Source organism: Bacillus sp. FSL K6-1145 (assembly GCF_038003425.1).
GTDB lineage: Bacteria > Bacillota > Bacilli > Bacillales > Bacillaceae > Bacillus > Bacillus pumilus.
In genome coordinates this window covers 2,381,134-2,396,213 of sequence record NZ_JBBOPC010000001.1, presented here as the reverse complement: position 1 = coordinate 2,396,213, position 15,080 = coordinate 2,381,134, and the positions used below count along the sequence as shown (strand labels likewise).

15 protein-coding genes and 1 other annotated feature are annotated in these 15,080 nt (G+C 42.9%); of the genes, 12 read left to right on the top strand and 3 right to left on the bottom strand.

Annotated elements, in window-relative coordinates; all coding sequences use genetic code 11:
• Positions 1-7: 7 nt before the first annotated feature.
• The 3 genes from MHH41_RS12125 to MHH41_RS12115 form a co-directional block, all read right to left on the bottom strand.
• Positions 8-661, bottom strand: a complete 654-nt coding sequence (locus MHH41_RS12125; RefSeq protein WP_310426390.1) for an amino acid ABC transporter permease — start codon at positions 659-661, stop codon at positions 8-10.
• 80 nt (positions 662-741) lie between these two features.
• A complete protein-coding gene (locus tag MHH41_RS12120; RefSeq protein ID WP_340866390.1) occupies positions 742-1,551 on the bottom strand; it encodes a transporter substrate-binding domain-containing protein in 810 nt (269 codons plus the stop codon).
• A 13-nt stretch (positions 1,552-1,564) separates the two neighbouring features.
• Complete coding sequence (locus MHH41_RS12115; protein WP_050943677.1) at positions 1,565-2,293, bottom strand: amino acid ABC transporter ATP-binding protein; 729 nt, start codon at positions 2,291-2,293, stop codon at positions 1,565-1,567.
• Between the two features lie 167 nt (positions 2,294-2,460).
• On the opposite strand from MHH41_RS12115, the gene MHH41_RS12110 reads away from it, so the two are divergent.
• The 12 genes from MHH41_RS12110 (at position 2,461) to MHH41_RS12055 (ending at position 15,078) form a co-directional block, all read left to right on the top strand.
• A complete protein-coding gene (locus MHH41_RS12110; protein WP_340866389.1) occupies positions 2,461-3,525 on the top strand; it encodes an AI-2E family transporter in 1,065 nt (354 codons plus the stop codon).
• Positions 3,526-3,571: 46 nt separating this feature from the next.
• Positions 3,572-3,781, top strand: a binding site (T-box leader).
• A gap of 81 nt (positions 3,782-3,862) precedes the next feature.
• The gene (gene alaS, locus MHH41_RS12105) at positions 3,863-6,499 is read left to right on the top strand and encodes an alanine--tRNA ligase (protein WP_212046161.1); all 2,637 of its coding nucleotides are present in this window, start codon (positions 3,863-3,865) and stop codon (positions 6,497-6,499) included.
• 88 nt (positions 6,500-6,587) lie between these two features.
• The gene (locus MHH41_RS12100) at positions 6,588-6,854 is read left to right on the top strand and encodes an IreB family regulatory phosphoprotein (RefSeq protein WP_034620648.1); all 267 of its coding nucleotides are present in this window, start codon (positions 6,588-6,590) and stop codon (positions 6,852-6,854) included.
• A 3-nt stretch (positions 6,855-6,857) separates the two neighbouring features.
• Positions 6,858-7,274, top strand: coding sequence for a Holliday junction resolvase RuvX (gene ruvX / locus MHH41_RS12095; RefSeq protein ID WP_003216519.1), 417 nt, complete (start codon positions 6,858-6,860; stop codon positions 7,272-7,274).
• Positions 7,275-7,289: 15 nt separating this feature from the next.
• Positions 7,290-7,574: a DUF1292 domain-containing protein gene (locus tag MHH41_RS12090; protein ID WP_003216483.1), complete on the top strand. Its 285-nt coding sequence runs from the start codon at positions 7,290-7,292 to the stop codon at positions 7,572-7,574.
• A 154-nt stretch (positions 7,575-7,728) separates the two neighbouring features.
• The gene (locus MHH41_RS12085; protein WP_340866388.1) at positions 7,729-8,295 is read left to right on the top strand and encodes a biotin transporter BioY; all 567 of its coding nucleotides are present in this window, start codon (positions 7,729-7,731) and stop codon (positions 8,293-8,295) included.
• The gene (locus MHH41_RS12080; protein ID WP_340866387.1) at positions 8,292-9,755 is read left to right on the top strand and encodes an acyl-CoA synthetase; all 1,464 of its coding nucleotides are present in this window, start codon (positions 8,292-8,294) and stop codon (positions 9,753-9,755) included. The genes MHH41_RS12085 and MHH41_RS12080 overlap by 4 nt, the downstream gene beginning before the upstream one ends.
• A complete protein-coding gene (locus tag MHH41_RS12075; RefSeq protein ID WP_251190270.1) occupies positions 9,743-10,831 on the top strand; it encodes an acetyl-CoA C-acyltransferase in 1,089 nt (362 codons plus the stop codon). Before MHH41_RS12080 ends, MHH41_RS12075 begins: the two co-directional genes overlap by 13 nt.
• 73 nt (positions 10,832-10,904) lie before the next feature.
• Complete coding sequence (mltG, locus tag MHH41_RS12070; RefSeq protein ID WP_003216614.1) at positions 10,905-11,987, top strand: endolytic transglycosylase MltG; 1,083 nt, start codon at positions 10,905-10,907, stop codon at positions 11,985-11,987.
• A 210-nt stretch (positions 11,988-12,197) separates the two neighbouring features.
• Positions 12,198-12,863, top strand: a complete 666-nt coding sequence (locus tag MHH41_RS12065) for an O-methyltransferase (RefSeq protein ID WP_340866386.1) — start codon at positions 12,198-12,200, stop codon at positions 12,861-12,863.
• Entirely contained in the window at positions 12,860-13,789 is a 930-nt protein-coding gene (locus MHH41_RS12060; RefSeq protein WP_212046157.1) for a peptidase U32 family protein, read from the top strand. The genes MHH41_RS12065 and MHH41_RS12060 overlap by 4 nt, the downstream gene beginning before the upstream one ends.
• A gap of 20 nt (positions 13,790-13,809) precedes the next feature.
• Positions 13,810-15,078 carry a peptidase U32 family protein gene (locus MHH41_RS12055; protein ID WP_106035309.1) on the top strand — a complete coding sequence of 423 codons (1,269 nt, stop codon included), beginning with the start codon at positions 13,810-13,812 and terminating at the stop codon, positions 15,076-15,078.
• Positions 15,079-15,080: the final 2 nt, after the last annotated feature.

Genomic DNA, 15,080 nt, shown 5'->3' with positions numbered 1-15,080 from the left:
CTCCTTTCTAGTGGCTTCTTGCTAATCTTTTTTCTAAATAACCAACGCCTAAACTGAGCGGAATCGTTAATAGTAGATAGAACATGGCAACAAAGATGTAGACATCAAATGTCACAAATGTTCTAGAAGCGATGAGGTCTCCTTGATACATGAGATCAAACCCTGCAATGACACCTAAAATAGAGGAGTTTTTGACAAGGTTAATAAATTGATTCCCAAGAGGGGGAATGACAATTTTAATCGCTTGCGGCAGAATGATATACCGCATCGTCCCGCCATAGGATAGACCTGAAGCACGGGCTGCTTCCATTTGTCCAAGCGGTACAGCTTGTATCCCTGCGCGAATGGCTTCAGCAATAAAGGCAGACGTATAAATGGCAAGGGCAATTGTGCCAGCGGTGAAGCCATCTGCTACAATGCCAAGCACGGGTAATCCAAAGAAGAAGACAAATGTAATCAATAATAACGGAATATTCCGAACAAACTCCACGTAAGCCGTTCCTAACCAGTTGAGCGGCCTAAGTGGCGCAATTCTCATAATGGCAATGAGTGTACCGATCAAAAAGCTTCCAATCAAAGCAATGACACTTGCACCAATGGTATATTTAAAGCCTTCTATATAAAGCTGAAAATTTTCAATAAGAATGGAAAACCGTAGCAATCAGTTCACTTCCTTCCTGATCAACAGGTGAGCCAATGAGCGGCTCACCCTGAGAGAATCATTCTTCACACGTCAAACGGTCATTCTTTGATCCATTTTTGATGAATCTTGTCATACTCTCCATTGTCTTTTAAGGTTTTTAGGGCTTTATTGATCGCAGCTGTTAATTTCTGATCACCTTTTTTCACAGCAATACCATAAGGCTCATCTGTAAAGGTGCCGCCGACGACTTCGTAATTTGAATCCTCATCTGCCATACCAAATAAGATCGCATTATCGGTTGTCAGCACTTGCCCTTGGTTTGATTTTAAAGCTGTAAAAGCCTCCTGATAGTTCTCAAATTCTAATACAGACGCTTCAGGTGCTTTTTCACGGATATTTTGAGAAGAAGTAGATCCTTTCACTGCAAGCACTTTCGTCCCTTTTTTAAGATCATCAATCGATTGAATGTCGCTTCCTTTTTTCACAAGCAATGATTGTCCTGCTTCAAAGTAAACATCTGAGAAATTGACTTCTTTTTTACGCTCTTCGGTAATCGTCATAGTTGCGACGATCGCATGAATATCTCCTTTTTGCAGTAAAGGAATTCTCGTTTTTGATGTCACTTCTTTGAATTCTGCTTTTCCTTCATCACCGAGCATTTCCTTTGCGATGGCTTTTGCAATATCGATATCAAACCCTTCGATATCTCCGTTGCTAGGATTTTTTAGACCGAAGAGACGTGTATCATTCTTGACCCCGAATATGATTTTTTTGTCTTTCTGAATGGTTTCTAAAGAGCTTCCTTGTTTTGCATCAGTCGAGCCTTTTTCAGCAGATCCGCAAGCAGCCAATGCAGCAATACAGCAAGTCATAAAGAGTAGTAGGCCAAAGCGTTTCATTTTTTTCATCAAATCATTCCCCCTAGTGATTTAAAATACGGCTTAAAAAGAGCTGAGCGCGTTTCTCACGCGGTTTCTCATAAAATGCAGCCGGTGTTGACTCTTCAAGAACTCTGCCTTCATCAATAAAGACAATACGGTCGGCGACCTCTCTGGCAAATCCCATCTCATGTGTGACGACAACCATGGTCATTCCTTCTCGGGCGAGCTGCTTCATCACATCTAGTACCTCTCCGATCATCTCTGGGTCAAGAGCCGATGTCGGTTCGTCGAACAGCATGACCTCTGGCTTCATCGCAAGCCCTCTTGCAATCGCAACACGCTGCTGCTGTCCGCCTGAGAGTCTTGAAGGGTAGGCGTCAGCTTTATCAGGAATGCCAACTTTATGTAAATAAAATTCGGCTGTTTCCCTCGCTTCTTCCTTGCTCACCTTTTTCACCTTCATTGGGGCAAGCATAATGTTTTCAAGCACCGTCTTATGCGGGTAGAGGTGAAAATGCTGAAACACCATCCCAATATTTTGCCTGACAAGATTGATGTTGGTCTTCGGATGCTGAACAGGCACTTCGTTGACGAGTACCTTTCCCTCATCAATGCTTTCAAGACGATTGATGCATCTGAGCATCGTGCTTTTACCTGATCCTGAAGGACCGATGATCACGACAACCTCACCTTTTTGAATATGTAGGTTAATGTCTTTCAGTACATGGAACTGGCCATAATGCTTGTTGACTTCTTCGAATGTGATCATGAAGAACCTCCTCTTGTACATGATGGAATATTCAGTGTAGACATTTTAGTGACTTTGGATGGAGCTGTATGTTTCATGTGTATTCATTTTTAACAAAGTTAGGACAAATTTTATTTACATGGATAATTACAGAAGATGGATAAACAATAAGAAAAGAGGTGAAAAAGGTGAAGAAACGTCCGGTCCAATTTCTGATATATGCCGCAGGGGTCCTGCTTGTCCTTGCATCCTTGCTCATTTTATTGCAGCTCGACGAGTTATGGATGCCTATTTTTTTGTTGTTAAAGGCGGTTCTAATTCCGCTGCTCATTGCCATTTTTATTTCTTATCTGCTTTATCCGATAGTGGAAAAATTGCACGCGGGGGGCTTGCCAAGGACTGTTAGTCTCTTATTGATTTATGTACTGTTTTTTGGCGGGATTGGGCTTGCGGTTTATAAAGGAGCGCCTGTCATGATCAAGCAGTTAAATGAGCTGTCAGAACAAATTCCTGTACTTGCGGAAACGTATAATGGCGCTTTATCACATATTCATCATCATACAAGCCATTGGCCCGACGGACTTCACGACCGCTTGGATCGCTTAATTGTTCAATCGGAGACATATGCAGCTAACGGCGCGGAGCGAATGATTCTTAGCTGTAAAGTATTACTTGATTACGCATTAGTTGCAGCGCTCATTCCTTTTCTTGTTTTTTATATGGTGAAGGACATGAGTACGATGAAGCGGGCTGCATGGTATTTGACGCCGCCATCATTTCGGAAGAGGGGACATGCGTTTGTGAAGGCAGTTGATGAATCGCTTGGTAATTATATTAGAGGGCAGCTGCTTGTCTGTTCATTAATTGGAGGTGCAGCAGCCATTGTGCTTTGGCTGTTTCATATCCCGTATCCGCTTGTCCTAGGTATGCTGATTGGCGCAACGAATGTCATTCCGTATTTTGGACCGATTATCGGTGCGGTTCCCGCTGTCTTTATTGCGTTTACCATCTCGGTTAAATCGGTTATGATTGTGCTGATTACAGTAGCGGTGCTGCAATTTTTAGAAAGCAACGTCCTCAGCCCGATCATCGTAGGAAGAAGTCTTCATATGCATCCTGTCGTCATTATGCTTGTCTTGCTAGCAGGAGGAGAGTTATTTGGTTTAATAGGCATGATTTTAGCCGTACCAACTGCCGCTATCATCAGAGTAATCATTGTGCAATATATTCTCATGAGACGAAGCGTTCATTGACAAGAGGAGCCGAGTTGTCTATAATAATTTCGATTCATACTACATACTGAATTCAATGACGGACCCGAGTACGTTAAAAAGCTGTTGCAGAGAGAGGTTTTATTTTGCTGAGAAAAGCCTTATCAGACCTTTAACGGAAGCTAGTCCCGAGTGCAGATAAACACTGCCGCTCTCTTCCGGCGTTATCGGATGTGAAGGTGATAGACGGAATAGGTCTATAATCAGGGTGGTACCGCGAGAGCATCTCGTCCCTGTGTAAGTCGTTTTGTGCTTGCATAGGGCGGGATGTTTTTTCGTTTGTGTGGAGATTGATGAATGATAAGGGAGGATTTTTTGAATGAAAACTTTAACTTCAGCTCAAGTACGCCAAATGTTTTTAGACTTTTTTAAAGAAAAAGGACATGCTGTAGAACCGAGTGCATCACTCGTACCGCATGATGATCCGACACTTTTGTGGATCAACAGCGGCGTGGCAACATTAAAGAAATACTTTGATGGCCGCGTCGTACCTGAAAATCCGCGTATTTGCAACGCGCAAAAATCGATTCGTACAAATGATATTGAAAACGTAGGAAAAACGGCACGCCATCATACGTTCTTTGAAATGCTCGGCAACTTCTCTATTGGTGATTATTTTAAAGAAGAAGCGATCGAATGGGCGTGGGAATTCCTCACAAGTGACGAGTGGATTGGTTTTGACCCGAATTTGTTATCTGTCACTGTCCATCCAGAGGACGAAGAAGCGTATGTTCTATGGAGAGATAAAATCGGTGTACCTGAAGAACGTATTATTCGCCTTGAAGGCAACTTCTGGGATATTGGCGAGGGCCCAAGTGGACCGAATACAGAAATTTTCTATGACCGTGGTGAATCGTACGGTGACGACATGAACGATCCAGAATTATATCCTGGTGGAGAAAATGAGCGTTATCTAGAAGTGTGGAACCTAGTGTTCTCTGAATTTAACCATAATCCAGATGGGTCATACACGCCGCTGCCGAAGAAAAACATTGATACAGGGATGGGTCTTGAACGAATGGTATCTGTCATTCAAAACGTGCCTACGAACTTCGATACAGACCTATTCATGCCAATTATTCGTGCAGTTGAGACCATTTCTGGAGAAAGCTATGGCGAGACAAAGGAAAAGGATACAGCATTCAAAGTCATTGCGGACCACATCCGAACGGTTGCCTTTGCTGTAAGTGATGGAGCGCTTCCTTCCAATGAAGGCCGCGGGTATGTGTTAAGACGTTTGCTTCGCCGTGCCGTGCGTTATGCAAAAACCATTCACATCCATCGCCCGTTTATGTTTGACCTAGTTCCAGTTGTGGCGGAAATCATGAAGGATTTCTACCCAGATGTACAAGCGAAAGAAGAATTTATTGCGAAAGTCATCAAGAATGAAGAAGAACGCTTCCATGAAACACTGAACGAAGGCTTAGCTATTTTGTCAGAAGTCATCAAAAAAGAAAGAGACAAAGGCAGCACACAGATTTCAGGTGAAGATGTATTTAAGCTGTATGACACGTATGGATTCCCTGTCGAGCTCACAGAAGAATACGCAGAAGATGAGAACATGACTGTGGATCGAGAAGGCTTCCAGGCTGAGATGGAGAAGCAGCGTGAACGTGCAAGAAATGCGAGACAAGATGTCGGCAGTATGCAGGTTCAAGGTGGCGCTTTAGGAGATATTAAAGTAGAAAGCACATTTGTTGGCTACGAAAATCTAACGGCAGATGCCCGTATCGTCGAATTGCTTCAAAATGGTGAAATTGTTACAGAAGCACATGAAGGCGATACAGTGCAAATTTTGTTAGATGAAACACCTTTCTATGCGGAAAGCGGCGGACAAGTGGCTGATAAAGGGACATTGAAAAGCGCTGAAGTGAACATTGACATCAAAGATGTGAAAAAGGCGCCAAATGGTCAGCATGTTCATGAAGGAGTAGTCGTAAGCGGTACAGCCAAAAAAGGACTTGAAGTCACTGCGGAAGTGGAATCAGCTCTTCGAAAAGGCATTGTGAAAAACCATACAGCGACACATCTTTTGCATCAGGCGCTAAAAGACGTTTTGGGCAGCCACGTGAACCAGGCAGGATCATTGGTGAATGAAAATAGACTTCGCTTTGACTTCTCTCACTTTGGACAAGTCACAAAAGAAGAATTGTCACAGATTGAAAAAATCGTGAACGAAAAGATATGGGAAGGCATCTCTGTTGCTATTGACCTGAAGCCGATTGCTGATGCAAAAGAAATGGGTGCAATGGCGCTCTTTGGCGAGAAGTATGGTGATATTGTCCGAGTTGTCCAAGTAGGCGATTACAGCATCGAGCTATGCGGCGGCTGTCACGTTCAAAATACTGCGGAAATCGGGTTGTTTAAAATTGCATCTGAATCGGGTATTGGTGCTGGAACACGCCGGATTGAGGCGGTGACTGGTAAAGGGGCATACGAAGAATTAAATGACCAGCTGGCGATTTTAGAGCAGGCAGCGAGTGAGCTGAAGTCAAATACGAAGGATGTACCAAAACGTATCGCTTCATTGCAGGCAGATTTAAAAGAGGTTCAAAGAGAAAACGAATCTCTTCTTGCAAAATTAAGCCAGGCTGAAGCAGGCTCTATTTTAGAGAAAGTGACAGAAATCGGCGGAGTAAAAGTGTTAACTGAAAAAGTAAACGCGAAAGACATGAACCATTTAAGAACCATGGTTGATGACTTAAAAGCCAAATTAGGCTCAGCTGTCATTGTGCTCGGAGCCGTTCAAAACGGAAAAGTAAACATTTCAGCAGGAGTGACAAAAGACGTCATCGAAAAAGGTCTGCATGCAGGGAAACTTGTGAAACAGGCAGCTGAAATCTGCGGCGGAGGCGGAGGCGGACGCCCAGACATGGCACAAGCAGGCGGAAAACAACCGGAAAAGCTAGAAGAAGCACTGGCAATTGTCGAAGAATCTGTCAAATCCGTTTTATAATCAGGCGATGTAGTGTAGAATAATGGTATTAGATGAGCGGTTAGAAAAAGCTTGCTAGTAGAATGTTGGAAGAGAGGTGCAAGAAGCAGTGAGTTCATTTGATAAGACAATGAAGTTTAACTTCTCTGATGATTCAGCTGAAACCAATGTGAATGAAGTGCTCATTAAAGTACATGACGCACTCCAAGAAAAAGGATACAACCCGATCAATCAAATTGTCGGATACTTGCTGTCAGGCGACCCTGCTTATATTCCAAGACATCAGGATGCTCGCAACCTAATTCGTAAACTAGAACGAGACGAATTAATTGAGGAATTGGTTAAATCGTACTTAGAGACACATAAAGAGGCGTAAAACATGAGAATTTTAGGCTTAGATTTAGGCACGAAAACCCTTGGTGTTGCGATCAGTGATGAAATGGGCTGGACAGCGCAAGGGATTGAAACAATTAAAATTGATGAAGCAGGCGGAGACTTCGGTCTCAGCCGCCTGTCCGAAATCGTCTCGCAATATGGAACGGATAAAATTGTACTTGGTTTTCCAAAAAATATGAACGGTACGGTCGGTCCTAGAGGCGAAGCCAGCCAATCATTTGCGAAAGTGTTAGAAAACACGTACAATGTTCCTGTTGTGCTTTGGGACGAGCGCCTGTCGACAATGGCAGCGGAAAAAATGCTCATCTCTGCAGATGTGAGCAGACAAAAGCGTAAAAAAGTCATTGATAAAATGGCGGCTGTTATGATCCTGCAAGGGTACTTAGACAGCTTAAATTAAAATGAGGTGAATCAAATGGAACACGGAGAAAAGCAAATTACAATCGTTGATGATAATGGAAATGAACAGCTTTGCGAAGTACTATTTACTTTTGAAAGCGACCATTTTAACAAATCATATGTTCTTTACTACCCAATTTCTGAGCAAGACAATGAAGAAATTGAAATTCATGCATCAAGCTTCACGCCGAACGAAAACGGTGAAGATGGCGAGCTAGAGCCTATTGAAACGGATGAAGAGTGGGACATGATTGAAGAAACGTTAAATACGTTCTTAGATCAAGAAGAAGACGAAGAATAGAACGAATAAAAGGCCTGTGAACGGATCTTAGTGATCTTTCTTCACAGGTCTTTTTTTACGATCAATATGTTAACTTTATTTTATTTTTTGTTGACATAATAAGTCGTACCTTTTACGCTATTTTTAACAATGAATTGAGTGAGGGGTATGAATATTGAAAATCCAAGACATGATGCAAATGGCGCTAATGACTGCGGTTATCGGGATGTTAGGATTGATCCCGCCGATTTTACTTACGTTTACACCTGTACCCATCACATTGCAAACGGCAGGTCTTTTGCTTGCTGGGGGTCTGTTAAAGCCAAAACATGCACTGATCAGTTTACTTCTGTTTCTTTTGGTTGTGGCAGCTGGGGCACCCCTTTTGTCAGGTGGGAGAGGCGGAATAGGGGTCTTTTTTGGACCAAGCGGTGGATTTTTACTTGCCTATCCAGTGGCTGCCTTCATGATTAGTTTGTGGATCAACCGACTAAAAAAAGTGACCGCTCTGCGTCTTTTTATGATCTATGCGGTATGCAGTATCGGAATTTTGTATGTATGCGGCATTCCTTTTCAAGCGATGATGATGGATATCAAGGTCACTCAGGCAGCTCTTCTTAGTCTGATTTATATTCCAGGTGATTTCATCAAAGCGGGCATATGTGCCGTTCTCACGGTGAAAATCATTTCGGCCATGTCATATCGAAAAAGGGATGTGCGTAAAGGGAGGCGTGCAGTTTGAATAGAATAACGGAATGCTATGCATCACATGCAGAAATGAACCCAGATCATATCGCCATCATTGATGGACAAGAAAGGATCACTTATCAAGATTGGTATGAGCGTGTCCGGCTATCAGCGCAATGGTTACAACAAACGGCTCATGAGCAAAAAAGAGTCGCTTTTTTATTATCAAATGGTGCTTCTTTTCTCCAAATATTTGCTGGCGCTGCTTATGCAGGGTGGACAGCTATCCCGCTTGATCCGAGATGGAGCCATGAAGAATGTGTAGAAAAGCTTTTGTTAAGTGAGGCAGCTCTCGTCATTATCGAGGATCGATATTTAAATAGATTTGAAAAGTACAGCGAAGACATGCAGGTTCTTTCTTTATCTGAATGGAAGGAAAAAATGAGCCTCATCACACAAGGTCCATTTAACAAATGCGACAGCGAGATCGACCCTATCTTTTATATGGGATTTACGTCAGGATCAACGGGTTCGCCTAAGGCCTTTATCAGGCGTCAGCAGTCATGGATCGAAAGCTTTCGAACGACAGCCGGTACATTTGGAATCACTCATCAAGATCATGTTCTGATAGCAGGTACACTCTTATCCTCTCACTTTTTATATGGTGCCATCAGTACATTATACTTTGGCGGCACAGTGACGCTTTTAGAAAAATTTACGCCAGTGAAAGCGAAAAAAACCTTACAGACAGGAGACATTACTGTGATGTATACTGTCCCGACAATGACAGAATCGTTGCTGGAAATAGACGCTTTTGCGAGAGACAATTCGCTTCTTGTCATATCATCTGGAGCAGATTGGGGCATTCCTTCAAAGAAACAACTCGTGACCAACTATCCGCATGTGACATTTTTTGATTTTTACGGCACATCAGAGCTAAGCTTTGTTTCCTACTTATCTTCAAATGACTTTCTACAAAAGCCTTCTTCTGTCGGACGGCCTTTCTCTCCCATTCAAATTGAAGTGAGGCGAGCTGATCAAACTGTCTGCCAGCCAAATGAGACAGGAAGAATTTATGTGAAGAGCCCGATGTCTTTTGCAGGCTACTTACATGAGGTGAAACCGCCGGAAGAGTGGATAACCGTTTATGATATGGGCTGGCTGGATGAAGACGGCTATTTGTATATGAGCGGCCGTGAAAATGGCATGATCGTCTATGGAGGGCTGAATATTTTTCCAGAGGAAATTGAGCGTGTGCTAAATGAACAGCCAGAGGTGAAGCGATCGGTTGTAGTTGGCGTTCCTGACCCATATTGGGGTGAAATTCCTGTTGCCATTATTGAACAAGGACAGCACACAAAGACGGTTCGGCAAGCTGTCAAAGAAAAACTTGCGGCCTACAAGGTGCCTAAAAAATGGCTTGTCATTGATCAAATAATTGAAACATCCGGCGGAAAAATAGCACGTGCCAGCATGAAAAAGTGGGCGGAGGAACAATTGTCATGCAAGCAGTAATCGTACAAGCAAAACGGACACCCTTCGGTGATAAAAACGGGATGCTGAAGGATTATCGTCCAGAGCAATTAGCTGCGCCTCTTATTCAGTATTTGTCTAAAGGGATGACACCGGACGACATCATATTAGGAAATGTTGTAGGAGGCGGCGGAAATATGGCCCGTCTGTCCTCATTAGAAGCAGGGCTTTCTTTAGGAGTGCCCGGTATGACGGTTGATAGGCAGTGTGCCTCTGGTCTAGAAGCAATCCGAACAGCTTGCGTCATGGTTCGATCAGGGGAAGGCTCAATGTATATCGCTGGCGGGACTGAGAGCATATCCAGATCACCAATGAAAGAAAGGGCACGCTTTTCTCCGGAGTGGATAGGAGATCCGTCTATGGGAGAAGCAGCAGAGCTAACGGCTTCTAGATTTTCCGTCACAAGAAAAGAACAAGATGACTATGCACTTTTAAGCTGGGAAAGAAGTATAGACGCAATCAAACGTGGTACATATTCTGAAGAAATCGTTTCGATTGACGGACTGAGCATAGATGAAGCGGCCGCGAAAATAAGACCGATGGCGAAACTGATCCAGCGGGCAAAGCCTATATTTTCACCGGGAAAAGGATCTGTGACTGCCGCCAATAGCTGCAAAGAAGCAGATGGTGCAGCAGCGGTCGTTGTGATGGAAAGAGCGCTAGCGGAGGCGAATGGATTTCAGCCAATGCTGCGATATGCCGGAAGTGCTGTGGCGGCGATGCATCCCGATTTTCCAGCTGCTGCGCCGATTGATGCGATGAAGAAACTTCTAGATCAAGAGAAAATCAAGGCAGAGGATGTCGCACTGTTTGAAATCAATGAAGCTTTTGCTCTGAAAATAGCGCTGATTGCTCGTACGCTGGATATTCCTTATGACCGAATCAATAAAAGAGGCGGTGCACTTTGTCTTGGGCATCCATATAGCGCATCGGGCGCTGCGATGATGGTGAGACTATTTTATGAAGCGCGCACCTTACAGAATGGAAGCTATGTCATGGCTGCTATTGGGAGCGGTGGCGGCGTTGGTTTAGCCGTATTATGTCAAGTTCTGTCATGACATGCATGAGCAAGTAATTGCCGAACTCCGTCGAATCATGTACTATAAAAGCTAGATGTGAGGAGGGCCATGCATGTTTTCAGAACAAAAGAAACGACCATTTTTCAAAAGGAAAATGGGGATCGTCCTGTTATCTGTCCTTGCTGTCATCATCATTGCAGCATTATCAGGCTTTTTATATGTTAAATCAGCACTTGGACCGGTCGATCAAAAAAGCAAACAAACGATTAATATTCATATTCCTAATGGGACATCAGTCCGTGAGATTGCGGGCATTTTAAAAGAAAATGGGCTCATTTCGAATGACACGATTTTTACTTATTATGCAAAATACAAAAATGCGTCCGGCTTTAAAGCAGGATACTTTCATTTGAAACAAACGATGGACGCAGACACGCTGATTCAAAAGCTGACATCTGGAGGGACAGACTACGCCTTTCAGCTTGTGATTCCAGAAGGAAAACAGCTGTCTGATATTGCGGCAGTTATTGCAAACCAGACGAATTTTTCAGCGAAGGAAGTGGAAGCGAAGCTAGATGATCCAGCGTTTATTCAAACGTTAATGAAAAAATATCCGAAAACGGTGACTTCACAGGTAAATGGCAAACAGGTGAAACATCCGTTAGAAGGTTATTTATTCCCTGCGACGTATCCATTTTATCGTGAGGATGAATCACTCGAAACGATCATTGAAACAATGATTAAACAAACAGATCAATACGTGAAAACGTATGAAAAAGACATGAAAAAGAGAAACATGTCCATACATGATGTGTTAACGATGGCATCACTGATTGAAATGGAAGCAACGGAAAAGACGGATCGCGCAAAAATCTCCAGTGTTTTTTATAACCGGTTGAAAAAGGACATGCCGCTTCAAACCGATCCAACCGTTCTCTATGCACTAGGTGAGCATAAATCCCGTGTTTATTACAAAGACCTTAAGGTGAAATCGCCTTATAATACGTATAACAACAAGGGACTGCCGCCTGGACCTATTGCAAATGCTGGCGAATCTTCATGGAAAGCCGCACTGCATCCAGATAAAACAGATTATGTGTACTTCCTTGCGAAGAAAAATGGAGAAGTCGTCTTTACAAAAACGTTAAATGAGCACAACAAAGCGAAAGCCAAATACATCACAGGCAGCAATTAATGTACATGTGAATCGAAAAAGACTGTAGACAATACAAGATTGCCTGCAGTTTTTTTCGTTGGAATATCCATTTTATAGGTTCGCAATTACCACTTCTTTGTGGTAAAATATATCGGGTTGTTTTACTTAGATGAACGAAAGATTGACGAGAAAGAGAGCTGCAACAGGCAGGACTCTTCTTTTTCAGGTCATGAAGGAGCTAGACAAATAATGACTATCGAAGATGATCAAATGAATGATTATATTGAACATTTAATTCACCCAAGTCCTGATACAATCGCTCAATTAGAGGCATATGCAAAAGAGCATCATGTGCCAATTATGGAAAAGGTGAGCATTGAACTTTTACTGCAGCTGCTGTCGATGAAAAAGCCGAAGAAAATTCTTGAGGTTGGGACAGCGATAGGCTACTCCGCCATTCGAATGGCGACAGCTCTACCAGCTGCTGAAATTTTTACGATTGAGCGAAATGCGAAACGCTATGAAGAAGCGACACGGAACATTGATGAATTAAAGTTAAAAGAAAGAATACACGTGTTCTTTGGTGATGCCATGGAATCGGCTAAAACAGTCCAAACGATGGCGCCCTATGATGTGATCTTTATTGATGCCGCAAAAGGGCAGTACAAACGTTTTTTTGAGCTGTTTGAACCGATGCTTGCTCATGACGGAATGATTATTACAGACAACGTATTATTTAAAGGCTTAGTGGCAACGAACTATGAAGAAGAAATAGAAGATAAAAGAAAAAAACAATTAATTGGAAAAATTGATCGATACAATCAATGGCTTATGTCAAACCCCGATTTCCAAACGTGCATTATTCCAGTGGGAGACGGGATCGCCATTAGTACAAAAAGAGGTGACCAATCATGAAAAAACCAGAATTGCTTGTGACGCCAAGCAAGGTGTCAGATGTACTGCCATTAATCGAGGCGGGAGCTGATGCATTCTTAATAGGCGAACAAACATACGGTATTCGTCTTGCAGGCGAGTTTTCAAGAGAAGATGTGAAACAGACGGCTCTGCTTGCACATGCGCAGCACAAAAAAGTGTATGTGGCGATGAATGCGATTTTTCATAATGATCGTGTGCAGCTGCTTGGAGATTACTTAACCTTTCTCGACGCATTAAACGTAGACGGCGTCGTCTTTGGAGACCCAGCTGTGATCATGGCCGCCAAAGAAGCAGGGGTAAGCCTGAATCTCCACTGGAGTACAGAAACGACTGGGACAAACTACTACACTTGTAACTACTGGGGCAGAAAAGGTGCAACGCGTGCTGTTCTTGCCAAAGAACTGAATATGGACAGTGTCATCGACATCAAAGAAAATGCCGAGGTGGAAATCGAAATTCAAGTCCATGGCATGACATGTATGTTCCAATCAAAACGTACGCTCATTGGCAACTACTTTGAATATCAGGGCAAACAAATGGACGTCGAAGGCAGAAATATGGAGGAAGGACTATTCCTTCATGATCAAGAGCGTCAAAACAAATACCCTATTTTCGAGGATGCAAACGGCACTCATATTATGAGTCCAAATGATGTGTGTATGATTGATGAATTAGAGGAATTTGTTGATGCAGGCATTGACTCATTTAAAATTGACGGAATTTTAAAGTCACTTTCTTATATGACAGAGGTGACGTCTCTATATAGAAAAGCAATTGATTTATTAGCGACTGACAAAGACGCGTATGAAGATCAGAAAGAGGACTGGGTGAAGCGGATTGAAGAGATTCAGCCAGTGAATCGTTCAATTGATACAGGGTTCTTCTTTAAAGAAACGGTTTATTAATATAAGAGGAGGCAGAGGAAATGGCACTATTGAAAGATGGTATTTCTGAAATGATTGACGGGAAACGTGTCATTACAAAAAAACCAGAACTGCTTGCACCAGCAGGAAACTTGGAAAAGCTGAAAATTGCTGTACATTACGGAGCAGACGCTGTCTTTATAGGCGGAAAAGAATTTGGACTTCGTTCAAATGCCGACAACTTTTCGATTGAGGAAATGGCTGAAGGTGTTGCATTTGCAAAAAAATACGGTGCACGAATCTATGTGACAACGAATATCTTTGCCCACAACGAAAACATGGACGGGCTGGAGGAATACCTTCAAGGGATTGAAGGCGCTGGAGTAGCGGGCATTATTGTGGCTGACCCGCTGATCATTGAAACGTGTAAACGTGTCGCACCGAAGCTTGAAGTCCATTTAAGCACACAGCAATCTCTTTCGAACTGGAAAGCTGTTCAGTTTTGGAAAGAAGAAGGGCTTGAGCGTGTGGTGCTGGCTCGCGAGACAAGTGCGCTGGAAATTAGAGAAATGAAAGAAAAGGTCGATATTGAAATTGAAACGTTCATTCACGGTGCGATGTGTATTGCTTACTCTGGCCGCTGCGTGCTCAGTAACCATATGACGGCAAGAGATTCTAACCGCGGAGGCTGCTGCCAGTCCTGCCGCTGGGATTATGATCTTTATAAACTAGAAGGTTCTGAGGAAGCGCCATTATTTGGAGAGGAAGACGCATCATTTGCGATGAGTCCAAAAGACTTAAAGCTTGTCGAATCCATTCCTCAAATGATCGAAATGGGAATTGACAGCTTGAAAATCGAAGGGCGAATGAAATCAATTCATTATGTGGCAACTGTCGTGAGTGTGTATCGCAAAGTCATCGACGCCTATTGTGCGGACCCGGACAATTTTGTCATTGAGCAGGAATGGTTAGATGAATTAGATAAATGTGCAAACCGTGACACAGCACCAGCCTTTTTTGAAGGTGTACCAGGAACGGATGAGCAAATGTTTGGCATTCATGGAAAGAAAACGACTTTTGATTTCGCAGGTCTCGTTCTTCATTATGATGAAAAAGAACAAATCGTCACATTGCAGCAGCGTAACTTCTTTAAAGCTGGTGACGAAGTCGAATTTTTCGGACCAGAAATTGAGAATTTCACATGCAAAATTGAGACGATTTGGGATGAAAAAGGAAATGAACTAGATGCCGCTCGTCATCCGCTACAAATCGTCAAATTCAAGCTAGATCAAAAAGTATACCCAAGCAACATGATGAGAAAGGGGAAATAACA